Raw genomic sequence first — 22,399 nt, 5'->3', positions numbered from 1 at the left:
GTGAATAGTAAAGCTTGACTATTTAGTCGATTGTTCCTACCGTAATCGGTGTGGAAACGATCGACACCGTTCGTGGCCGCACACGCACAGCGGTCATCGAGGTGCATGGGCTTGCCCGAACCTTCAAAACCAGAACCGGTCCCGTAGCGGCGGTCAAGGGGGTCGATTTCGCCGTGTACGACGGCGAGATCCTCGGTCTCCTAGGCCCGAACGGCGCGGGCAAGACCACCACGCTGCGGATGATCAGCACGCTGATCGCGCCGACCGCGGGCGAGGCAACCATTTCCGGCGCGGACCTGCGCACCGAATCGCGGACCGTCCGTGCGCGTATCGGCTATGTCGCACAGGGCCACACCACCAACGACCTCGAACTGGTCATGGACGAATTGGTGCTGCAGGCAAGACTTTTCGGACTCGGCAAGGCGCAGGCGATCGCCAACGCCGAGGAGCTGCTCGCGGTGCTAGAGCTGGACGGGCTCGGTGGACGCAAGTGCGCCGAGCTCTCCGGCGGCCAGCGGCGACGCGTCGACATCGCGCTCGGTCTCGTGCACGGGCCGGAGCTCATCTATCTGGACGAGCCGACCACCGGGCTCGATCCGCAGAGCAGGGCCAACCTGTGGGAACACATTCGCAGGCTGCGGGATCGGGGGACGACGATCGTGCTCACCACCCACTATCTGGAAGAGGCCGACGCGCTGTGCGACCGCGTGCTGGTGATGGATCACGGCGGCATCGTCGCCGAGGGCACCCCCGAGGAACTGAAACGCCGCATCGCCGGCGACGTCGTCAGCCTCGAAATCGCCGAGGGCCAAGCGGATCTCGCGCTGGCGGTGGCCGAGGACGTGCTGACGGTCCGTTCCGGCCTGCGCTCCGACGGCGCGGAGCATCCGGGAAATGTGGTGGTGCACTTGACCGTCGAGCGCGGTGACGCCGCGGTGGTGCCGCTGCTGCGGGCGCTGGACGAGCGTGGCATCGCACCCGGTGCGCTGACCGTCAAGCGACCGAGCCTCGACGATGTCTTCCTCACCATCACCGGACGTTCACTGCGCGAAGGAGATCGGGCATGAGGTTCCTCCGAGAGACCGGACTGATCTTCTGGTCGCAGCTGCGCACGAACCTGCGCAACCCGACCTGGGTGATGATCGGCCTGTCCCAGCCGGTGCTGTATCTGGTGCTGTTCGGCCCGCTGTTCAAGGGAATCGCGCCTGCGGGCACGGATCCGTGGAAGGTGCTGACCCCGGCGCTGGTCATCATGACCGGAATGACCGGTGCGCTGTACGCGGGATTCGCCATCGTGGTCGAGGTCCGCTCGGGAGTCGTCGAGCGGCAACGGGTTACGCCCGCCGATCGGGGTGCGCTGCTGCTCGGGCGGGTGCTCAAGGATATGTCCGTCTTGATCGTGCAGGCACTCGTGCTGGTCGGGGTCGCCGTGCTCGCGTTCGGATTGCGGCCTGCCCCACTGGGGTTGGTGCTCTCGGTGCTGCTGATCGCGGTGATGGCGGCCGGTCTCGCTTCGGCGTCGTATGCGCTCGGGTTGTGGGCCAAGGCGGAGGGCACGCTGGCGTCGGTGCTCAACAGCGTCACGCTGCCGGTCATGTTGCTGTCGGGAATTCTGCTGCCGATGAGCGTCGGGCCGACCTGGTTGCGTGACCTCGCCAAGGCAAACCCGTTCTCGTACACCGTCGATGCCGCCCGCGCGTTGTTCCGTGGCGACTACGGCGTCGCCGATGTCTATATCGGCTCCGGCGTCACGGCGGTGCTTGCCGTACTGCTGATGGTGATCGGCGCCCGCAGTTTCGCTCGCGAGAACGCGTAGTCGTGATTGGACGGCGCACGACCCTGAGTGTCGGCTCGGGGTCGTGCGCCTGTTGCGCACCAGCGAGTTTCGCGCTGCTCAGGTGCGGTGCAGCGCGCCCAGCAACGTGGTCAGGATGGCGGAGCGGCGGACGTCGCTGCGCAGCACCGCGGACACCGGGATCCGCAGCTTGGCCTCGGCGAGCTGCAGGACGACCAGTCCCTCGGTCGGACTCTGCGCGTAGAGCACCGTCCATGCGTCGGGCCGGTTGATCAGCTCCAGGGTCGCGGTGTGATCGGGCGGGATCGGCGGGCCGAAGGTGGGCCCGGTGGGCAGCTCGGCGAACGCGGACCGAATCACGGTGTGCAGCAGCACCTGTTCCTGTTCCGGCGGCAGCAGCAGCGGATACCGGCTCAGGTCCGAGAGCGTCACCGTTTCGGTGCTGGCCAGCGGATGCGCGCTGGAGGTGGCGATCACCAGATCCTCGACCCACAGCTGTTCCACTTCCAGCCCCGGCTGGTCGACGCTGCCGCGGATCAGTGCGAGATCGCAGTCGCCGTCGGCCACCGCGGTGATGCGCTGCCGGAACGGCTTGATCACGAACTCGATCTCGGCCTCGGGATGGGTCGCGCGGGCGCTGGCGATCGCCGACAGCGAGCGCGTCGCGAAGGACATGTTCGCGGCGAGCCGGATGCGCGGACCGACGGTGCGCACCGCCGCTCGGATCGCCGACTCGAGGCTCAACATCTGTTTCGCAAGGGGAAGTAGCCGTGCGGTGGCGTCGGTGGGCACCACAGATCGTGTCGAGCGCTCGAACAACTGCACGCCGAGATCGCGCTCCAGCCGGGAGATCTGATGGCTGATCGCGGACTGTGAGATGAAACACCTCGCGGCCGCGCCGCTGAAGCTGAGCTCCTCGCAGACGGCGACGAAGTAGGTGAGCTGCCGAAGTTCCACAGCGCCTCTCATTAATGACGGATCGAGATAAGACTCATCTGTATTATGCGCCCTAACTCCTGAAATATCCTCGTTCCCGATGACGGTTGGTAATGAGAGAAGGAGGCTGTCATGCAGTACGTGGATGCGGGTATCGAAACCGCGGGTGTCGTCATCGTTGGATCGGGGTTCGGCGGACTCTCCGCCGCCAAGCAACTTGCCAAGTCGGGTATCGAGTACGTGCTGATCTCCAGCACGCCGGAGCACCTGTTCCAACCGTTGTTGTACCAGGTAGCGACCGGTGTGCTGGCATCGGAGGAGATCGCGCCGCCGATCGCCTCGATTCTGCGCCGCCACCGCGAGGCCGACGTGCGCCTCGGCAAGGTGGTCGCCATCGATCCCGCCAAGGCGATCGTCACCTATGAGCACGACGGCGAGCAGCGCCGGATCCGCTACGGATCGCTGATCGCCGCCACCGGCGCCAGCCAGTCCTACTTCGGTCGTGACGATTTCGCGGAGAAGACCTTCTCGCTCAAGACCATCGACGACGCCAAGCTGCTGCGCGCGCAGATCCAGCGGGTCTTCGCCGAGGCAAAGGGCGCGGACGAGGAGACCAAGCGCAGGCTGCTGAGCTTCGTGGTCGTCGGCGCGGGCGCGACCGGTGTCGAGGTCGCCGGCCAGCTGAAGGAACTGGCGAAAAGGTACTACCACCAAGAAGTTTCGGTCACCCTCGTCGAGGGGGCAGGCGAGGTGCTTCCCCCGTTCGGCGGCGGGCTGTCGGAGTATGCGAAGAAGTCGTTGACCCGCACCGGCGTCGAGGTGCTGCTCGGCACCTTCGTGACCGACATCGAAGCGGGCAAGGTCACCGTCAAGGACAAGAGCGGCGTCGAGAGCGGCATCGCGGCCGAGACCGTGGTGTGGTCGGCAGGCGTGCAGGCGGGCGGGTTCGCGAAGATCCTGGCCGAGGCCACCGGCGTGGCGACCGACCGGGCAGGCCGACTGCTGATCAACCCCGATCTCACCGTCGGCGGCTACGCCGACATCTACGCGATCGGCGATATGACCTCGCTGAACGGCTACCCGGGACAGTCGCCGGTTGCCATGCAGGAAGGCAGGCACGCCGCCGACATCATTCGGCGAAAGAAGCAGGCCGGCACCGCATTCAAGTACTGGGACAAGGGCAGCATGGCGGTGATCAGCCGGTTCAGCGCGGTCACCAAGCTGAACGACCGCATCACCTTCCGCGGCCTGCTCGCCTGGTTCATGTGGCTCGCGGTGCACCTGTTCTACCTCGTCGGGTTCCGTAACCGGTTCGCCGCGGTCGCGTCCTGGCTGATCGCCTTCATCGGCACGGGTCGTCCTGGATTCGCCGAGGTCACCAAGACCGCCGAGCAGTCGCCGGTCGAGCAACGGTCCGCCGCGTAGCGGATCCATCGAAAGTCGCATCGCGCAGCGCGCGGTGCGACTTTCTCGTTGCTCGGCCCGGTATGTTACGGGCGTTCAGTCGGGCTTAAATCATGTGAAAGATGCATTAACGGCGCGGGGGCGCGAACAGGTCGCGACAGTCCGGTAAACGCTTGGTGTGACCGCAATCTCGTTCATCGAACGGGCATCGACGCGACACTTCGAGGTTGCACGGGCGCAGTGTCGGTCTCGTTTCATCACGGTTATGACTATTACGTCCGTGTTGACAGCCCCGGCGCGTTCGACGGACACCGGGGTGGAACGGTCACGGTACTCGCTGGTCGTCTCGTCCGACGCTGAGCACCGCGTGGCGGCGCAGCGACTGCGCTACGGCGTCTTCGCGAGCGAGCCCGGTTTCCAGATCCCCGACAACGGGACCGGCCTCGACGCCGATTCCTTCGATGACCACTGTGACCACCTGCTCGTCCGCGACGACCGGACCGAGGACTTCGTCGGCTGCTACCGCATGCTGCCGCCGGACAAGGTCGCCGCGGCAGGCGGTTACTACACGGCCACCGAATTCGATCTGGCGCAACTGGATCCGGAAGGCATGCGCATCGTCGAGATGGGCCGCGCCTGCGTGGTGCCCGATCACCGCAACGGTTCGGTGCTGACCCTGATGTGGGCGGGCATCCTGCACTACATCCAGCTCACCGGCTACGACTGGGTGATGGGCTGCGTCTCGGTCCCGATGCAGGACGGCCCGGCCGACGAGCCCGGCGTCAACGTCCGCGGCGTCCGCGACCTGCTGCTCGGCAGGCACGCCTCGGATCCCGAACAGCGCGTGCACCCGTACCGCCCGGTGGTCGTCGACGGCAAGACCCTCGACGAGATGACGCCGCCGGCGCGGCCCAAGCTGCCGCCGCTGCTGCGCGGCTACCTGCGCCTCGGTGCGGAGATCTGCGGCGAGCCAGCCCACGATCCGGAATTCGCGGTCGCCGACTTCGTCGCGCTGCTCGGCCTCGACACCATCAACACCCGCTATCTCAACCGGTTACAAGACGCCGCAGCGTCTTTCGATGGAGGACGGTGAGAGGACATGGTCTTCGACGCACCCCCCGCACAGGCCACCGCCCACTCGTGGATGCCGTCGAGCCCCTGCGGGGCAGGCTGCATCGACTCGATCGATGAGGTCGGCACCGGAAGGATGATCGGCAGGCTGTTCGGCGTCGCCGGACTGCTCGTCAGCTTTCCGGTGATGAATCTTGTTACCCCGCAAAGCAAGCGGGAACAGCTGCAGCGCGGCTACGCGCGAAAGTTGTTGGGTTGTCTCGGAATGGAATTGCGCATCGTCGACCGCAGGGTCGACACCACAGATGAGAGCGGCGTTGTCGGTGAGGGCAACGCCGCTCCTGTCGTTTATGGGCCTGCGGGCACCGGCGTCATGGTGGTGGTCGGGCATATCGGCTGGACCGACATCGTCGCGCTCGCCGCGGTGCAGCCGCTCGGCTTCGTTGCCCGCGCGGACATGGTGGACTGGCCGGTGCTCGGCAAGCTGGCGACGCTGATGCGGGTCATCCCGATCGAGCGGGAGAAGTTGCGCGCGCTGCCCGGCGTGGTGGCGCAGGTCGGCGCCAGGCTGGCGGCGGGCGACCGGATCGCGGTGTTCCCCGAGGGCACCACCTGGTGCGGCCGCGCCTACGGCTCCATGCGGCCCGCGCTGTTCCAGGCGGCGATCGACACCGAAACCCCGGTCCAGCCGGTGCGTTTGCGCTATCTCGACCGGCACGGCGCGCAGTGCACCGTCCCCGGTTTCGTCGGCGAGGACACCTTCGCGTCCTCGGCCCGCCGGGTGCTCCGGTCCCGCGGCATGGTCGCCGAGGTCGTGCTCGAACGGGTCGAACAGCCGGGCACCGACCGCAGGGAACTGGCCCGCCGCTGCGAGGCCGCCGTCCGCGGCACCGAGCTGTCCAGGCACGGCCTGCGCGATGCCACCCTGTGGATCGAGGCGGGCAAGACCCGCGTGCAAGACCCGTCCGTCGCCGCGGACGCGCCGGAGGTGCGTAGGCCGCGTCGCCTGCGGCCGGTGCTGCGTGGCCGGGATCGCCGGGTCGACGTGGCGGCCGAATGAGCCTGCGCCGCAGGAACGTGCTGGCCGCCGCGCTCGCAGCGGTGGCAGTGACGGCCTGCGGCACCACGGTGACCTCGGCGCGGCGCTGACCCAGGCCGACAAGAAGAACGACGCGACGACCTTGCGCGACAAGGCGATCGACACGCTCCGAACCCACGGCTGGCTGGCCGCGATCGACGTCCTCGAGACCGATCTCATCCTGAAGCGGTACTGAGCACCGGCGTCGTGGCAGTGCGCAGCTGCCACGACGTGTGGAATCCTCCTGCGGCTCTGAGTATTTGGTAGTTATCACAACCCGCTGCCGAGTCCATTGGTCAATGTGTCTATTCGGGCCTGCGGGCGATCACGTTTTCTATTGCCTCTCGATGCCCTTCGTCATTCATGCGGAGAAAGGGCTTCTTAAACGGAGTTAAGTAGGACGTCGTAACCAGTTCGTGATTCGCGAATTGACTTACCCTGGTGCCTGATCGACCAGCCGAATGCGCCACTCCTGGATGCAGTCGGCTCTGGCAGGAATTCCGTACATCGAAGTGCGGCACGCTATTTCGCTCGGTACCGGGCCCAGTGCAGTCCACTTGCTTCGAGTCGGACGGCTCGGTGATGCGCGTGCCCGCGCGGCGATAAGTAACCGGCCGAGTCCGGTAGTGAGGTGCAGATGTCAGTGATGCGTTCGTCCGCACGCTATGTGGTCACCACCATGGTGACCGTCGGTATAGCCGTAGGGTCGTCTGAGGTCGCTGCTCCCGCCATCGCGCACGCGGAGCCGATCCCGTGCGCGGGGACCTTCAATCTGTTCATCCCCGGCACCTGGGAGACCGACGAGAACGCCGATCCGCGGCGCCCGGTCGGCATGCTCGCACCGATCGCGGAGGCGATCCAGCGCGAGCAGGGGCCGAGGTCCGAAATCTTCTTCACCCCCTACATGGCTCGCGCATTCGACAACGGCTTCACCTACGCCGACAGCAAGAACACCGCGCTGAACAACGCGAGGACCGTGCTGCACGATTACGGAACCCGTTGCCCTGCCGCGAAATTCACGATCAACGGCTACAGCCAGGGCGCCGACGCCGCAGGCGACATCGCCGCCGACATCGGCAACGGTCGCGGCCCGATCCCCGTCGACCGGGTGCTTGCCGTCGGCCTGCTCGCCGACCCGGGAGCGGGCACCGCAGGCGTATCCGTCGTCGGCCCCGACACCGCGGGCACCGGGATCGCCGATCCACGGCCGCAAGGCATGGGCCTGCTCGCGGGCCGGGTCACCTCGATCTGTGATCCCAAGGACCTGTACTGCTCGATCCAGAAGGGCGCCAACCCCCTGCTCGGTGCGCTGGGCTCGATCCTGAGCAAGGCGCTCACCGGCGGCGGCGCCCTACCGACGCCCGAGGCCAACTTTCCGCTGGCCGAGGCGTTGACCGCGGATTTCTCGAAGGCCGACCTGCCAGGCCTGGCCGGGGCCGTCGGCGATCTGACCGCCAGCCTCACCGCGCCTGCCGCCATCGATCTGACGCGGGTCCGCGCCAACGCGCACACGCTGCTGAACACGATCAACCCGCTCGCCGATCTGATCGATTCCGGCGCGGCCAACCAGGCCGCCACCGCCCGGCTGACCGCTGCCCCTGCGGGCACCGCCGAGAACAACGCGGGCGAGGTGCTGACCCTGGCCGAGCAATCCGATCTCTCCGAGGCCGCATCGTCGGTGACCGCCATCGCGGACACGGCCGACAAGCTGCTGAACAACGGGGTCCGCAAACTGCGGTCGAATTCGCTGAAGGCCCGCTCGCTGCGCAGCTCGGCCCACGAAATCAGCGACCAGGTCGCGCCGTTGGCCGCGACCTCGCCCGACATCCTCGGATCGGCCAGGAACATCCTGGCGCTGCTCAAGCCCACCGTGCTGGTCGACCAGGCGCTCGACGTCGCCGCCGATGTCACCACGGTGGACTTTCCCGGGATCCTGGCCAACCTCGCCCTGCTGCCGCAGAAGGCGCTCGCGATGGACGCCGCGGGCGCTCATCAGATTGCCGGTGAGCTGAACAACCAGCTGCACCCCTTGGTCCAACTGGCGGGAAACGTTGACCTGAAATGGATCTCGCAGGTGCTGTCGGTGATCCCCGACTCGCTCGGTTTCAGCGCGGTGACCTCGATGGTGACCTCGATCCTGTCCGCCGTCGACATCCCGCGGCTGGCGAACATCGTCGGCCGCATCCAGGATGTGGCGTGGTCGGTGCTCGAGAAGCTGGTCCCGCCGCCTGGCCAGGTGCCCGACCTGATCGGCGCAGGCACCGCGCTGTCCGGTCTGCTGCCGATCGGCCAGGATTTGGCCGCGGCCGCGGTCGACATGCTCACCGGCAAAGCGCGTCAGCCCGCGCCGGAGGTGCTCGGCAAGCGTGGCACCGGTCCGCGCACCATCGCGAAGGCCGATGATCTCGACCTGAAGGCCCTGACCGGCCAACTGACTCAGATTGCGCCGATCAACCCCATCAATCTGGTCAACCTCATCGGCGACGGCCTCAGCGCCGCCAACTTCGTCGCGTCCGGCGCGCACATGAACTACGGAAACCTGATCGTCGACGGCTCCGGCCGCAATGCCGTCCAGTGGCTCGGCGACTGGATGAACCTGCGGATCGGGCGCGTCAAGTGACCCGGAGTTAGTCGAGGGGGAGTCCGAGCAGTGCGCGTGCGGCATTTCGGCGGGCGGTCGGCCGGAAGACCGCGTGCCTGCTCGCCGCGAGGACGTCGTTGAGGCATCGGGTCAGCACGCTGGGGTTTCGGATCGACGTGGTTCCGCCCGCGCGGTGGGCGAAATGCACTGCGGCGAGCGCGGTTTCGATCGCTTCGGCGGCGACCATCGACGTGCTGGCCTGGATCGGGGGTGTCACGGCGCCGGTGAGCGCGCTGTGCCAGAGCGTGTCTGCGCTGTCGAGTAGGTAGGCGCGGAGTGCGCCGAGGCGCGCGAGGACGGTGCCGAGCTGGTCCTGGAAGGCCGGGTCGTGCGCGATCGACTGTCGTTGTCCGAGTGGGACTCTGGTGGTGGCCAGCTGGCCGAGCTCGTCGACGGCGCGCTGGGCGATCCCGAGTGGCACGGCGGCGAGCAGCGGGCTCAGCGCAAAGAAGGGGATGGCCGCGATCGGGTCGTTGGACCAGCGCGGTCCGCCGAAGAGGGTCGTTGTTCGGCGCATCGGCACGGTGATCTGTTCGGCGGCCACATCGTGACTTCCGGTCGCGCGCAAGCCGATTACGTCCCAGTTGCGAATGATCCTTGCCTCGCTTGCCGGGAAGAAGGCCACGCGCGGGGCCGGTGCGCCACCGTCGACCGGGGCGACCATGACGCCGCCGAGAAACCAGTCTGCGGTCAGGCACCCGCTCGCGAACGGCCACCGCCCGCTCAGCCGATACGAGTCACCGACCTGTTCGGCCTGACCGATCGGTGGGAAACCGCCTGCTATCAAAAGACTTTCCGGATCGGCGGCGATCAGTCGAGCCTCGGATTCCGCGACGCCCGCCAGCAACGATGCGCTCACGTTCGCGACGACGGTGCACCATCCGGTCGATCCGTCGGCATAGGAGAGTCGCTCGATGATGGACACGGTCTCGGGCAACGGCAGCGAGTGTCCGCCGAGTTCCGCGGGCAGGCAGAGCCGGTAGAGCCCTGTCGCGCGCAGTTCCGCGACCACCTCGGCCGGTAGTTCGTCTCGGTCGATGGGTTGGTCGGCGAGTGCGCGAGCGATCTCTGCGACCCGGATAGACGTGCTGGCCAGATGCGGTGATGTCATCGTCTCCATTTGGCTATCCCCTGTAGATAGTGAATATCATAGTAGGGTGACGACCGTGGACGAGGATGTCAAGGGGTCACGCCCGTACCGCTCCCCGAAGCGCGCGGAGCAGGCGGCGGCAACCCGCGCGGAGATCGCCGCGGCGGCGCACAGCCTGTTTATTTCCCAGGGCTACGTCCGAACGACCTTGGCCGACATCGCGACAGCGGCCGGTGTCGCGGTGCCGACGGTCAAGCTGGTCTACGGAAACAAGAGAGCATTGCTGCTCGCCGCATGGGATCGCGCAGTGAAGGGCGGACCTGATCTACGACCTGTCGTCGATCAGGAGTGGTTCCGCGCGATGCTCGCCACGCCGGACGCGCACGAGCACCTGCGGCTACAAGCCGCCAATTCGCGACAGGTCAAAGCCAGGATCGCGCCGCTCATCGAAGTCATCAGGGCCGCCGCCGCATCGGATGCGGAGATCGACGCGCTCTGGACGACGATGCAGCGTGAGTTCCGCGACAACCAGCGGCAGACGATCGGTGCGCTACAGCGCAAAGGCCGCCTACGCCAAGGACTTACCGAGGAATCGGCCACCGATCTGCTGTACACCCTGAATCACCCGACCATCTACAGCATGCTCGTCGGGCAGCTGGGGTGGTCCGGGGAAATGTACGACGCATGGCTGGCCGACACGTTGATCGAGCAGTTGCTCGAACCGAGATCGGGATGAGCGACCACCAACGGTCCGCTCATTCGGAGTGTCAGCGAGTCGCGAGTTGCGGGGAAGGTTCGTCGCCGGTGAGGCGAGGAAGTGGAGTGGGGCGCGGAGCGAGGGAGTCGAGCACGGCCTGGATTCGGCGCAGCACGGTGTCTGCGCGAGCGCGCAGGGTTTTTGCGGTGTCGGCGTCGCCGGTGCGGTCGGCGAGGTCGGCGAGCAGTGCGTCGAAAGGGCCGAAGAAGGCTGCGCCGGTATCGAATCCGATCAGTGTGCCGGAGTAGGGGAGTAGGGCTTCGAACAGTTCACGGCATGCTTGGACCTCGCCGAGTGCGACGGCGGCGGTGGCGCGGAACGCGCACATCAGTGGCCAATGAAAGTCGCGTCGAACCAGGGCGTGTTCATGGAACAGCGTTCTGGCCCGCGCTTCGTCACCGCCGTGCAGCAGGCCGACGACATACAGTTGCGCGACTCGATCGGGATCGGCGGCGTACAGCGGCGTCAACCGGTCCAGCAGGCCGGAGATGTCACCGCGAGCCCAACTCACGGTGAGCGCGCCGACGAGCCGGATCGCGTCCATGTTCGCGACATCGGCCTCGGCCATCCTGGCAACGAACCGCTGATACTTGCGCTCGGCCTCGGTCAGGTCGCCGCGCAGCACCTCGACCACTGCGGCAAAGGACAGCAGGATATCGGGCAGTGGGCTTGCGCGGGCGTAAGGGGCACAGTCGATCGCGTCCGCCGCATGCCTGCTCGCCGCGCGCACATCGATGTCCCGGCAGGCCGCCAGGAAACGCAGATAGTGCGCCAGCGCCTGGTAGTCGCATCGCCCGGCGGCACGAGCGACACCGAGCAGTTCGTCGGCGATCGGCCGCAAACTCGATGCGCTGGCAGGGCCATCGATCGTGAGCGCGACGGCATTCAGTGCGGCGCAGATCAACTCGGGATCGCCGGTGCGGCGCGCCAGGTCCAGTGCTTCCTCCGCGCGCTCATGCATCAGCGGGATCACGTCCGTCGTCTCGATGACGAGGGTGACGAGCAGCGAAGCCCGCTCCGCCACCGAATCGGTCCGCGCCAGTGTGGCTTCCAGTGCATGAATCAGGTGGGTATCGGTCGCGCACCAATCCTGTGCGACCCGGATGGTCGGCGCCATCCGGCAGGTGAGCGCCCGCGCTATCAGCGATTCGTCATCCAGCTCTTCGGCCAGCTCGAGGGCTCTCTTGCGAACGACCCGGGCATGCGCGGTCTGGCCGTCATACGCCAACGCGTCCGCGAACACGCGGAGGGTCTCGAACAACGCCAGCCGGTCGTCCTGGTCTGCGGTGCGCGCCGAATGCCCTGCGAGGTCATGCAATTCGACGGCGGCCCGCCATAGACCGACCGCACCCGTGCGGATGCCGACTCGTTCATATCTGCGGGCCACCCCGACAACGTGATGCAGCGCATGGGCGGCCGTGGTCCTGGTGGCCCCGCGGGCGGCGTGATGTGCCAGTAGCTCCGCGTCCCGGAGATCGGCGGATCGCTCGTCGATCCGCGCCTCCAGGAATTCCATTGCACTCCAGTGCATTCGGCCGCATCGCAGCGGCGAAATGCTGTTGTACACGGTGTCCTGAACCAGCGCCTGGTCGAGGGCTATCCGTTCCCGATGGTCGAATCCGGCCAACCCGGCCGCGGTGGCAGAGTCGATGAGATCGACAAGCGTCTCCTCGGCGACGCCGGAAAGCCCGACCAGCGTATCGAAATCGATCTCCCTGCCCCACACCGCGATGTACTGCAGCACGGTCAGCATGCCCTCCGGCATCTGCTCGATCCGGTCGATCAGCACCGCGCGAATATTCTCCGGCAGCCCGCGTGAATCCCCCCGCGCCGCTATCCGTTTCGACAGCTCCCGAACGAAGAAGGGGTTGCCACCGGTCCGTTCGTGCAAAGTCTGTAGCGCCTCACGGTCGATCGTTGCGAGACCGGCATCCTGGGCGACTTTGCGGGTGCCCGCCAGGTCGAGGCCCGCCAATTCGATCCGTTCGGTCATCCGATCGGCCAGCGCGGCTTCCGCCGCACGCAGGGCGGGTGACAGCTCGTGGTCGCGCACCGTCACGATGACGAGAACCGGTTCGTGCTGCAGCCAGTTCGCCAACTGCCGCAGCACTTGTAGCGTCGCGTCGTCCGCCCGGTGCGCATCCTCCAGAACGATGACGACAGGGCTGCTCACCACGAGCTCCCGGCATCGCCCTGTCACCGCCCGCACGATCGTGAACGGATCGACGTGGCCGGAGGCTGCCTCGGTGAAGGGCGGCGCACCGCCGAGTTCGGCGAGAATCTCGGTCCACGCCCACGCGGGCGGCGCACCGTCGACCTCGGGACAACGGCCGATGGCAGTGGTCCACCCGTCGGCGCTGAGGTTGGCGGCCACCGACGTGGTGAATGTCGTTTTGCCCGCGCCTGCCGCCCCGACCAGCCAGGTCAGCCTCAGCCCGGAATGACAGGCTTCCGCCGCAGTGGCGTAGAGGGCGGATCGCTGCTGTGGGTAGAACGTCGGCTCGGCCAGTGATTCGACCGAACTCATCGGCAGGGTGCGCTGGCGTGGTTCGTCGCGGTGGGCCGGTGGCGCCGATATCCCGAGCGGTGTGGTCGTGCGATCGCCGACGTGATCGGGCTCGACGTTCTGTTTCAGGATCGCCGATTCGAGGTCGGCCAGCCTCGGTCCCGGATCGATGCCGAAGTCCGAGCGCAAGAACTCGCGGGCCCGGCGCACGGTCGCCAGCGCCTCTACCTGTTGTCCGAGTCGATATTGTGCCGCGGCCAGCAATCGAACACTTTCTTCACGCCCAGGGTGTTCTTCGACCTGCTGCCGTAGCACGGCAACGACCTCACCGAGCCTGCCTAGTTCCAGTGCCGCTTCGGCGCGCATCTCGGTCGCGGTGACCCGCATATCGGTCAGCCGGGAAACCTCGGCAGTCGCCCACGAAGCGCCGGAAAAGGATTCGAATGCGGCGCCGTGCCAACAATTCAGCGCCTCGTCGAGCAGACGATAGCGTTCCAGCGCCCCTGGCCGATCGACTGGATCATGCATCCGCTGTTCAAACTGTCGCATCTGTGCCTCGAACCGCCACGCGTCCACACTTCCGACGGCCAATCGCAGCGCGTATCCGCCGCCTTCGGACACCAGAATTCGCGCCGCGGTTCTCGGTCTTCGAGAAGGTTCGAGCACGCGCCGTAAATTGTGGATCTGCACCTGCAGCACGGCAGGTGCGTGTGACGGCGGGCCACCCTCCCAGACGTCCTCGACCAGGCGATCACTGCCGATAACCTGTCCACCGGCCAGTACCAATCGCCCGAGCACCGCTCGTTGCCGACCGGCACCGATGCGGGCGGTCCGACCGCCGAGCGAAACCTGCAGCGGACCGAACACCTGAACCTGTGGCTCCGTCATAACACGACGTCCCTCCGACCGTCGGGAAATCAACACCATCATTTAGCGTGAAGAACGACCGGTAAATTACCGTTAAGTATCCGAATCTACAAACCGGACCGATCGTGAACATGTCCAGCAAACTTATTGGCGGACAACGTCATCCACTCATTCAGACCGGGATCTCGGCAAATCCGCACAGCGCGCAGGTGCGGTCGGGCCTGGCGGAGTGGATGGTCCGCCAGCACTTCACGCAACGTCGCGGATGAGCGTGTCCGGCCGCGATGTTTCGCAATACCGCGGCCCCTTCCCGGTCGCCATCGAGCCACACGCCGGCGACTATCCCACGCTGCTGGGCTATCTGTAGCGCGTGCGCGGCGCAGTTGGTGACAACGGGACAGCGACGGCAGAACGCCAACGCCTGCCTCGGGTCGCCTTTCGGTGGCACCGCGGGGTGAAAGACCCCCGGCGCGGCACCCCGGCACGCGGCCCGATGTCGCCAGTTCACACGACCACCTCCTATTCGATTTACCGGCAGGCAGGCACCGGCGGATGAACGCCGAAACACATTCTCCGGATTCGAGCATCAGGAATGCCGCTACTGTATTCGCGTGACCCGCCCGTTGCGCAACCTTCGAGAATTACGAAAAGGTATCGAATTGAATCGGAAGTCGAATGGAAGATATGTGGAAGATAAATGGAAGTTTGTCGGCGGATAATCGTCGGAACATATTTCTTCGACTCGCAGGAGCGCATCCGATGTCCATACCGTCGACCATCGCATCCGGACCGACGATCCCCGCTGTGCACCCGAGGGCGACCACCTGTAGTGCATCGATCCTTGTGGCGCTGCTCGGATCGGGACCGCTGGCCGCCGTCCTCACCGAATACCGCACGAACTGCATGTCGCAGGTCGATTCGCTGGCTACGGCAGCGACGCAGGAACCCCGCCTTCCCGGACTGTATCGGGATCGAGACGGTGATATCTGGCAGAAGACCGACGCGGGCTGGCGACTGCGCAGACAGCGTGGTGTCGCCGTCGACGACGGATCGCTCTGGGAATGGATGGACGGCCACGTGCGGGACTACGGTCCATTTGTTCCGCTTCCCATGGAGTAATCGGCGTGGTTTCCGGCCATGCTGTTCGACCATGGCCGGAAACGTGGAACTGATCTGGAAACACAGCGTGCTCCATTCGAAAGCATTCCGGAAGCGTCGTGCCGGAAACTATGCGAGTCGATCGGGCAAACGCATGCCGATCGCACGAATCTAGGGAAGCCTATGACGACTGGATCGAAACTGTCCAAGACTGCGATACCGACTTTCGCATTCACGCCTATCGCGCGGCCCGAACTATACGACCGGCTCGATGCCGCCATGGCCACGGCGCAAGGGCACGCATTGCTGATCTCGGCACCGGCAGGCAGCGGGAAAACCGTGCTGATCGCCGATTGGCTCGGCAACCACCTGCGCCCGTCGCGACCCGAAACAGAGGTCAGATGGCTGACGGTGACCAGGCGAAATGCCGGCGCCGCTGCTCTGCGGGTGGTGCTGCCGCGTTCTCTGGTCCAGCATCCGGCGGTGCTCGTCATCGACAACGCGCATCTGATCACCGACCCGCCCGCCCTTGCCTACCTGGAATACGTGCTCGCGCACCTGCCGTCGTCGACCACCGCGGTGATCTCGGCCCGGTTCGCACCACCGCTGCGCTGGCACGCCGTAGAGCTACCTGGCCTCGTATCATGCTTGGGGCCAATGGATCTGGCGTTCACCAAGGCTCGCGCGAAGCAGCTGTGCGAGGAACACAACTGCCCGCTCACCGACGCCGAACTCGGCACCGTGATGGATCTGACGCACGGCTGGCCTGCGCTCGTGCGGATCGCGGCGTGTCAGCTCCGTACCCGCCGCGATCGTCAGACCGCGCTGGCCGAGCTCGCAGGCACACCACGCGCGGTCGCCGACTTTCTGCTCGCCGAATTCGTGGACACCCTGTCCGAGCAGGTTCGGCGATTCGTCGTCGACACCAGCGTTCCGGCGACCTTCACCGCGGCCCTCGCCGAACAGCTCACCGGCCTCGACGCCCATCAGATTCTGGACGGATTGCTCCGCGTCAATTTCCCGCTCACCCACGCGGCACACGGCGGCGAGCTTTGGTTCAGCTACCACCCGATGTTGCGCACCCACCTGCGCGCCGAAGCCCGCTACGGTGCCACCTACCTCGAGGTGCACCGCCGCACGGCCGATTGGTATGCGGCGATGAACATGCCAATGGCGGCGCTGCCGCACGTGCTGGCGGGCACACCGTTCGAGCTGTTGCGTTTCCTGCGCGAGATGGCGATGCGCGTCGTGCTCGACGGTGCCGGTGCGCGCTTGTTCCAACAGCTGGAGCGTGTCGCAGGACTCCCGGCTGACGACCCGTATCTGTGGGTGCTGCGGGCGATCGACGCGCTCGAACGGCACGATGTCAGCACGGCGGTGACCCACTTGGGCCTGGTGTGCGAACGCACGCCGAACACCGAAACCATCGCGCCGAGAGGCTGGATCGTGCCGTTGACGCTGGCCGCCACCGCGGCCACTGCTATCGCCAGCGGCACGGGGCTCACCGAAATCCGGCTGCCCGAACCACTTCCGGTCACCGGACAGGCCGATATCGACTCCTACGTGGCGATCGAGGTGGCCGCGGTGATGGTGGCGCGCGGGGATCTCAACGGTGGTAGGCAACAACTTCGGCGTGGCCTCGCCCTGGCGAAGTGCGTCGGCAATCACCGTTTGGTCGTCCGGTCTACCGCTCGACTCGCGGTCGCCGCCGGTGTTCGCGGCGGTATCTCGGTGGCGCGCGACCTGGCCGACCGGGCCGTCCGGATCGCGCACGCTCATCATCTCGGTGATTCGACTGATACTGTTGTGGCACAGTCTGTTTCGTCCTACATCGGCTACCTGATCGGCCGAAACGACACCGGCCCTGCCGCACCGATCCGGCAGCCGGGATGCGCCGGACTCGTCACGCAGCTGCGGGCATTCGGATCCGCCGAGGACAAGTACGCCGCCGCGGAGTCGTTGCGCGCGAGCATGATCCGGCTGCTCCAGCATGCTCGCGCGCTACCCGCTGTCGCGGGTCTGGTGCTGCCTCAAGTGGTCCGCGCCCTGCTCGAGGTCAACGACGCACATACCGTGCGACCACTGATCGATCAGGCCGATGAGGCACTCGGCGAACAGGCAGGCAGCACGCTCGCCCGCGCCACCGTTGCCGCGCACTCCGATCATCCGAAAACTGTTCTCGGCCTGGTGGAACCGGTCCTCGTCGACGCCGATTCCGTGCACCCGGTGCACACGCTCACCGCTCTGTTACTCACCGCCTCGGCGCATGCCGCGCTGGCAAATCCCTTGCCGGCCAAGGCTGCGGTCGAGTCGGCTTTGCGTGTCTCCGAGCCCGACCACATCGTGCGGCCGTTCCTCGAGATCGCAGGCATCATCGAGTTGCTCGACGTCAACGGCGGGACTTTCGGGCGCTACAACAGATACGCCGAGGAGATCCGGCATCATCCCGCCGTCCGGCGCGGTGACACGCAACCGCGCCTCACCGCCACCGAACGCACGGTGCTCGACCAGCTGCCGTCCGGGCGGACCGCTCAGCAGATCGCGGAAAGCCTTGGCGTGTCGATCAATACCGTCAAGACCCATCTGCGCGGGATATACGCAAAGCTGGGCACCACGTCCCGTGCGGAAACCCTGATCCTGGCGCGCCGCACCGGTCTGCTCTGACCAGGCGGCCGGGCCGACTCGGTCACGCCCGGCCCGGCCGCCAGGTAGCGACGGCCCAGATGACGACGACGTCGAGCACGATGATCAGAATCGACCACGCCGGATAGTAGGGCAGCGACAGGAAGTTCCCGATGATCGACAGCGCGGCGACGATGATGGCCGAGACTCGGGCCCAGGTCGCGCCGTACATCAAGCCGATCGCGCAGATCGAAAGCAGGACTCCGAGCACGGTGTGCGTCCATCCCCACGATGTGGTGTCGAATCGGTAGATGTACTCGAAGCCGACCACATAGAGCTGATCGGCGGCGATCGCCGAAATGCCCTGCAGAATGGAGATTACGCCCACGGTGAGCAGTAACACCGCCGCCGCGAGGGATACGCCTGTTGCGGCCGCTTGGTGCTGCGGGTGCTCGATATCCGACTCGTGTGTCATGGATCGTCCCTTCCTGAGTGGGTTGGTGGACGACCCCGAATCTGCTCCCTGCGTGTCGGCCGCACTTCGCCCGTCGCGGGTGACTCTGTCCGGCCGCCCGCGTCTGCGCCGCGGTCGGACCGAATTCATCCGCGGCGGGTGAGGAAATCGGGCGGCCGCGGCGGCACTGTCGATAGCGCACCGTCCGAATCGACAGGAGTGGAGCAGCACATGCTTGCCTACCATGATCTGCTCGGCACGCTCGCACCCTGTGTGATCACGAATGCGGACGATGCCGTGGTCTGGGAGATGGAATCCTTCGGCTTTCTGGCAGGTGCCCGTCCGGCCACCGTCCATCCCGGGTTGTGGCGGCTGAGCCGTCGCGCCGTCCGGCACGGCCTCTACCAGGTGTGCGAGGGCATCTATCAGGTGCGCGGATTCGACGTGTCGAACATGACGTTCGTCGAATCCGATCGGGGTGTGATCGTGATCGACCCGTTGACAAGCACCGAAACAGCTGCCGCCGCCCTGCGGTTGTACCGCAGGCATCGCGGTGAGCGGGCAGTCGTCGCCGTGGTCCATACGCATTCACATGGCAGCCACGGCGGCGGCGTGCTCGGTGTCGTCGACGCCGACAGCACCGTGCCGATCATCGCGCCGACCCGGTTCCTGAACACGTTGGCACGCAACGTATCAACGGCGCCCGCTGTGCAGCGGCGCGGCGCCTATTGCTCGGGCGCCGCGCTGGCGCACGGGCCGCGCGGCAAGGTCGACATCGAAGAGGCTGCCGACCCTGTCGTCGCGGCTGCGCACCTGCTCGCACCGACGCTGGAGATCACCGACACCGGCATGGACGAAGAGATCGACGGCATCCGGATGATCTTCCAGCTGGTGCCAGGCACCGAATGGCCCGCCGAGATGAATGTCTTCTTTCCTTGTGCCCGAGCACTATTCATGGCCGACCAGGTCGGGCAGAGCATGTCCGATCTGGTGCCGTTGCGGGGCGGGCCTGCGCGTGACGCGCGCATGCGGTCGCGCGGTATCGCCGAGGCGATCGAACTGTTCGCCGACGATATCGATGTCGTCTTCGCCGCACACCACTGGCCGAGCAGTGGCCGGGCCGAAGCGCTCGCGTTTCTGCGCGACCACCGGGACATGTATGCCTATCTGCACGACCAGACTGTGCGCCGACTCAACCAGGGCTACACCGGAATCGAGATTGCGGAGGAGCTGCGCCTGTCGCCGCGGCTGACGGCGCAGCCGCATACTGCTGGGCGGTCCGGCTCGCTCAACCACAATGTCAAAGCGATCTCTCAGCACTATCTGGGTTGGTACGACGGCAATCCCGCGCATCTCTGGCTGCATCCGCCACGGGCGCAGGCGGCGCGCTATGTTGCACTGCTCGGCGGCGTCGAGGTCATGGTCGCCAAGGCGCGTGAATTCGCGGCGGCCGGCGACCTGCGGTTCGCCGCGGAACTGGGTAGCCATGCGGTGTTCGCCGATCCGGAGAACGCGGCGGCCCGTGCCACCTTGGCCGCGGTATTCGAGCGGCTCGGCAACGGCGCCGAATGCGCGTCGTGGCGCAATTGCTATCTCAGCGGCGCGGCCGAATTACGTTCTGGCCGTGGCAGTCCGGCCCGGCGCCCCGGTGTGGCACCGGCACTGGGTATCACGCAGCTGTTCGACACCATCGCGTCGACCATCGATGGCCCGCGGGCCTGGTCCCATGAGCTGAGCATCCGATGGGTGTTCACCGATTCCGCCGAGATCTACCACATGGAGCTCAGCAACGGCGCGCTCATCCACCATCCGGCCATCAGGCCGAGGCCGGCTGATCTGGAGGTGACGTTGACCAAACCAGGCTTGCTCGTCCTGCTCGACACCGGTTCGCTCGACCACGTGCAGACCTCGGGTGACACCGCGGTGTGGTCCCGGCTGCTTGCGCTGACCGATGCGGCCGACCCTGATTTTCCGATCGTCACCCCGTAGCCGAATCGTCTGCAGCACGCCGGTCCGGCGCCCGAAGAAGGGTAACCGATATGTCTTTTTGGGATTTCCTGTGGTTCACCATCTTGACGTTCTTGTTCGTGGCTTACTTGATGATCCTCTTCGCCATCATGTCCGACCTGTTCCGTGACCGCGCTACCTCCGGATGGGTAAAGGCACTGTGGATCATCTGCCTGCTCGTTTTTCCCTTTGTGACCGCGTTGATCTATCTGATCGTGCGCGGGAATTCCATGGCGGAACGGCGCGGCGTCGAGAACCTGCGCTACTACGAGGCCGAGAACGAATACATCAGAACAGTCGCAGGAATCGACTCGTCGTCACAGATCGCCACCGCGAAAAGACTGCTCGACAACGGTGCGATCACCGACGAGGAATTCAAACGCATCAAGGAAGCGATCCTGCCGTAGCCGCGGCCGCCTGATGAACCACGCGGAAAGGCTCCCGACCGAGCGCGGTTCCACCCTGGTGCTCACGGTCCTCGCCGCAGGCCAATTCCTCATGACGTTGGACAGCTCGGTGATGAATGTGTCGATGGCGAGCGTGGCCGCCGATCTCGATACCCCGGTGACCGGCATTCAGACGGCCATCACGCTGTACACGCTGGTCATGGCGACATTGATGATCACCGGCGGCAAGGTCGGCAGCATGCTCGGCCGCAAACGCGCGTTCGCGGTCGGTCTCGTCGTCTACGGCGCTGGTTCGCTGACCACCGCCTTCGCGCCGAATCTCGTTGTGCTGCTGCTCGGTTGGTCACTGCTGGAGGGCCTCGGCGCAGTGCTGATCATGCCTGCGATCGTGGCGCTGGTCGCGGCGAATGTCCCGCCGGCACGTCGGGCGGCGGCGTACGGACTCGTCGCCGCGGCCGGTGCGAGCGCTGTGGCGGTCGGACCGATGATCGGCGGCGCGGTCACCACTTTCGCGTCATGGCGCTATGTCTTTCTCGGCGAGGTCGTTCTCGTGCTGGTCATCCTGCTGGTGCTGCGTCGGGTCGCCGACGTTGCGCCGGTAGCGGTCCGGCTCGACCTGGTCGGCTCGGCGTTGTCGGTGCTCGGCCTCGGCGTTGTCGTGTACGGCGTGTTGCGTTCCAGCGATTGGGGTTGGGTCCGCCCCCGACCGGACGGGCCGCAATTGCTCGGCCTGTCCCCGGTGATCTGGTTGCTGCTCTCGGGACTGGTGGTGCTCTACGGGTTGCTGCGGTGGGAGGCCCGGCTGGCTCGCACCGGCCGGGAGCCATTGATCGACATCGCGTTGCTGCGGAACCGGCAACTCGTCGGCGGGCTGGCGATGTTCTTCGCGCAGTTCCTCGTCCAGGCGGGTGTCTTCTTCGCGGTACCGCTGTATCTCTCGGTGGCGCTGGAGCTCACCGCGGTCGAAACCGGACTGCGGGTGCTGCCGTTGTCGGCCGCGCTGGTGCTGGCCGCGATCGGAATCCCCAAGATCCGGCCGCGCGCTGATCCGCGCCGGGTCGTTCGGCTCGGGCTGATATCGATGGTTGTCGGAATCACCATCCTCGTCGCGGGTCTCGACCCGGGCGCAGGCGCCGAAGTGGTGTTGATCCCGATGGTGTTCTTGGGTCTTGGACTCGGCGCGCTGTCCTCGCAACTCGGCGCGGTCACCGTCGCCGCAGTCCCGGACGTGCGCAGTGCCGAGGTCGGCGGGCTGCAGAACACGGCGACCAATCTCGGCGCCTCGTTCGGCACCGCGTTGATCGGGTCGGTGTTGATCGCCGCGCTGATCGGTGCCGCGCGCATCGGGATCGACGACAACCCCGCGGTGCCGGCCCCTGTGCAGCAACAGATTACGACACAGTTGGCGGACGGAGCCTCGTTCGTCTCCACCACGCAACTGCAGGAGGCGCTCGCCGCGGCAGGCGTACCGCAGGCCACCGCGGACGCGATTGTCTCGGTCAACACCGACGCTCGGCTCATTGCGCTGCGGGCGGCCCTCGCCCTCGCGGCACTGCTTGCCGTTGGGGCGCTGTTCGGCACCGGTCTGATCCCGAAACGCGCCGTCGGTTCCGACGCACCCCCCGAGTGCACCCAGTCAGGAGGCGAAAAATGATGTCGTGGAGTT

At 66.3% G+C, this 22,399-nt stretch carries 18 protein-coding genes; 13 read left to right on the top strand and 5 right to left on the bottom strand.

Translation table 11 applies throughout. The features are described 5' to 3' along the window. Positions 1-50 precede the first annotated feature (50 nt). On the top strand, positions 51-1,067 hold the full coding sequence (locus tag NA11_RS18910; protein WP_084654762.1) for an ABC transporter ATP-binding protein: 1,017 nt from the start codon (positions 51-53) through the stop codon (positions 1,065-1,067). Then, positions 1,064-1,816, top strand: a complete 753-nt coding sequence (locus NA11_RS18905; RefSeq protein WP_069163256.1) for an ABC transporter permease — start codon at positions 1,064-1,066, stop codon at positions 1,814-1,816. The genes NA11_RS18910 and NA11_RS18905 overlap by 4 nt, the downstream gene beginning before the upstream one ends. Positions 1,817-1,894: 78 nt before the next feature. On the opposite strand, the gene NA11_RS18900 is transcribed toward NA11_RS18905, so the two are convergent. Continuing rightward, positions 1,895-2,752: a LysR family transcriptional regulator gene (locus NA11_RS18900; protein WP_069163255.1), complete on the bottom strand. Its 858-nt coding sequence runs from the start codon at positions 2,750-2,752 to the stop codon at positions 1,895-1,897. A 111-nt stretch (positions 2,753-2,863) separates the two neighbouring features. Between NA11_RS18900 and NA11_RS18895 the strand changes: the two genes are divergently transcribed. The 5 genes from NA11_RS18895 to NA11_RS18875 all read left to right on the top strand — a co-directional run bounded on the left by NA11_RS18895 (position 2,864) and on the right by NA11_RS18875 (position 8,904). Beyond that, positions 2,864-4,156, top strand: a complete 1,293-nt coding sequence (locus tag NA11_RS18895; RefSeq protein ID WP_069163254.1) for an NAD(P)/FAD-dependent oxidoreductase — start codon at positions 2,864-2,866, stop codon at positions 4,154-4,156. Between the two features lie 244 nt (positions 4,157-4,400). Then, positions 4,401-5,228 carry a GNAT family N-acetyltransferase gene (locus NA11_RS18890; protein WP_069163253.1) on the top strand — a complete coding sequence of 276 codons (828 nt, stop codon included), beginning with the start codon at positions 4,401-4,403 and terminating at the stop codon, positions 5,226-5,228. A 6-nt stretch (positions 5,229-5,234) separates the two neighbouring features. Beyond that, positions 5,235-6,266, top strand: coding sequence for a lysophospholipid acyltransferase family protein (locus NA11_RS18885; protein ID WP_069163252.1), 1,032 nt, complete (start codon positions 5,235-5,237; stop codon positions 6,264-6,266). After that, on the top strand, positions 6,229-6,480 hold the full coding sequence (locus NA11_RS18880) for a hypothetical protein (RefSeq protein ID WP_069163251.1): 252 nt from the start codon (positions 6,229-6,231) through the stop codon (positions 6,478-6,480). The genes NA11_RS18885 and NA11_RS18880 overlap by 38 nt, the downstream gene beginning before the upstream one ends. Positions 6,481-6,930: 450 nt before the next feature. After that, a complete protein-coding gene (locus NA11_RS18875; protein ID WP_084654761.1) occupies positions 6,931-8,904 on the top strand; it encodes a cutinase family protein in 1,974 nt (657 codons plus the stop codon). A 7-nt stretch (positions 8,905-8,911) separates the two neighbouring features. Here the strand turns inward: NA11_RS18875 and NA11_RS18870 are convergent, their stop codons facing one another. Beyond that, complete coding sequence (locus NA11_RS18870) at positions 8,912-10,036, bottom strand: acyl-CoA dehydrogenase family protein (RefSeq protein ID WP_167837674.1); 1,125 nt, start codon at positions 10,034-10,036, stop codon at positions 8,912-8,914. A gap of 46 nt (positions 10,037-10,082) precedes the next feature. Here NA11_RS18870 and NA11_RS18865 point away from each other — a divergent pair, with 46 nt between their 5' ends. Further along, positions 10,083-10,751 (top strand): TetR/AcrR family transcriptional regulator, encoded by a 669-nt coding sequence (locus NA11_RS18865; protein WP_167837673.1) that lies wholly within the window; start codon positions 10,083-10,085, stop codon positions 10,749-10,751. 31 nt (positions 10,752-10,782) lie between these two features. On the opposite strand, the gene NA11_RS18860 is transcribed toward NA11_RS18865, so the two are convergent. Then, positions 10,783-14,166: an ATP-binding protein gene (locus NA11_RS18860; RefSeq protein ID WP_069163248.1), complete on the bottom strand. Its 3,384-nt coding sequence runs from the start codon at positions 14,164-14,166 to the stop codon at positions 10,783-10,785. Positions 14,167-14,317: 151 nt separating this feature from the next. Beyond that, complete coding sequence (locus NA11_RS47195; protein WP_167837672.1) at positions 14,318-14,653, bottom strand: WhiB family transcriptional regulator; 336 nt, start codon at positions 14,651-14,653, stop codon at positions 14,318-14,320. Between the two features lie 251 nt (positions 14,654-14,904). Here NA11_RS47195 and NA11_RS18855 point away from each other — a divergent pair, with 251 nt between their 5' ends. Both NA11_RS18855 and NA11_RS18850 read left to right on the top strand, forming a co-directional pair. Further along, positions 14,905-15,264 (top strand): hypothetical protein, encoded by a 360-nt coding sequence (locus tag NA11_RS18855; RefSeq protein WP_141717693.1) that lies wholly within the window; start codon positions 14,905-14,907, stop codon positions 15,262-15,264. A 162-nt stretch (positions 15,265-15,426) separates the two neighbouring features. Continuing rightward, positions 15,427-17,907 (top strand): winged helix-turn-helix domain-containing protein, encoded by a 2,481-nt coding sequence (locus NA11_RS18850; protein WP_069163246.1) that lies wholly within the window; start codon positions 15,427-15,429, stop codon positions 17,905-17,907. A 22-nt stretch (positions 17,908-17,929) separates the two neighbouring features. Here the strand turns inward: NA11_RS18850 and NA11_RS18845 are convergent, their stop codons facing one another. Next, complete coding sequence (locus NA11_RS18845; RefSeq protein WP_069163245.1) at positions 17,930-18,340, bottom strand: DUF7144 family membrane protein; 411 nt, start codon at positions 18,338-18,340, stop codon at positions 17,930-17,932. A gap of 210 nt (positions 18,341-18,550) precedes the next feature. On the opposite strand from NA11_RS18845, the gene NA11_RS18840 reads away from it, so the two are divergent. The 3 genes from NA11_RS18840 to NA11_RS18830 are packed head-to-tail and all read left to right on the top strand — an operon-like array spanning position 18,551 to position 22,387. Further along, entirely contained in the window at positions 18,551-20,308 is a 1,758-nt protein-coding gene (locus NA11_RS18840; RefSeq protein WP_069163308.1) for an alkyl/aryl-sulfatase, read from the top strand. Between the two features lie 50 nt (positions 20,309-20,358). Continuing rightward, positions 20,359-20,733, top strand: a complete 375-nt coding sequence (locus NA11_RS18835; RefSeq protein ID WP_069163244.1) for an SHOCT domain-containing protein — start codon at positions 20,359-20,361, stop codon at positions 20,731-20,733. 13 nt (positions 20,734-20,746) lie between these two features. Beyond that, entirely contained in the window at positions 20,747-22,387 is a 1,641-nt protein-coding gene (locus NA11_RS18830) for an MFS transporter (RefSeq protein WP_069163243.1), read from the top strand. Positions 22,388-22,399: the final 12 nt, after the last annotated feature.

This window comes from Nocardia altamirensis NBRC 108246 (assembly GCF_001612685.1).
Taxonomy (GTDB): domain Bacteria; phylum Actinomycetota; class Actinomycetes; order Mycobacteriales; family Mycobacteriaceae; genus Nocardia; species Nocardia altamirensis.
The sequence above is the reverse complement of the archived record's forward strand: the minus strand, read 5'-3'. Positions and strand labels throughout refer to the sequence as shown.

Bases quoted from the DNA above. Each gene is read 5' to 3' on its own strand.
- NA11_RS18860 (WP_069163248.1), bottom strand. From the start codon at position 14,166: ATGACGGAGCCACAGGTTCAGGTGTTCGGTCCGCTGCAGGTTTCGCTC.
- NA11_RS18895 (WP_069163254.1), top strand. From the start codon at position 2,864: ATGCAGTACGTGGATGCGGGTATCGAAACCGCGGGTGTCGTCATCGTT.
- NA11_RS18890 (WP_069163253.1), top strand. From the start codon at position 4,401: ATGACTATTACGTCCGTGTTGACAGCCCCGGCGCGTTCGACGGACACC.
- NA11_RS18835 (WP_069163244.1), top strand. From the start codon at position 20,359: ATGTCTTTTTGGGATTTCCTGTGGTTCACCATCTTGACGTTCTTGTTC.
- NA11_RS18845 (WP_069163245.1), bottom strand. From the start codon at position 18,340: ATGACACACGAGTCGGATATCGAGCACCCGCAGCACCAAGCGGCCGCA.
- NA11_RS18840 (WP_069163308.1), top strand. From the start codon at position 18,551: ATGCTTGCCTACCATGATCTGCTCGGCACGCTCGCACCCTGTGTGATC.
- NA11_RS18870 (WP_167837674.1), bottom strand. From the start codon at position 10,036: ATGACATCACCGCATCTGGCCAGCACGTCTATCCGGGTCGCAGAGATC.
- NA11_RS18875 (WP_084654761.1), top strand. From the start codon at position 6,931: ATGCGTTCGTCCGCACGCTATGTGGTCACCACCATGGTGACCGTCGGT.
- NA11_RS18885 (WP_069163252.1), top strand. From the start codon at position 5,235: ATGGTCTTCGACGCACCCCCCGCACAGGCCACCGCCCACTCGTGGATG.
- NA11_RS18855 (WP_141717693.1), top strand. From the start codon at position 14,905: ATGTCCATACCGTCGACCATCGCATCCGGACCGACGATCCCCGCTGTG.
- NA11_RS18830 (WP_069163243.1), top strand. From the start codon at position 20,747: ATGAACCACGCGGAAAGGCTCCCGACCGAGCGCGGTTCCACCCTGGTG.
- NA11_RS18850 (WP_069163246.1), top strand. From the start codon at position 15,427: ATGACGACTGGATCGAAACTGTCCAAGACTGCGATACCGACTTTCGCA.
- NA11_RS18905 (WP_069163256.1), top strand. From the start codon at position 1,064: ATGAGGTTCCTCCGAGAGACCGGACTGATCTTCTGGTCGCAGCTGCGC.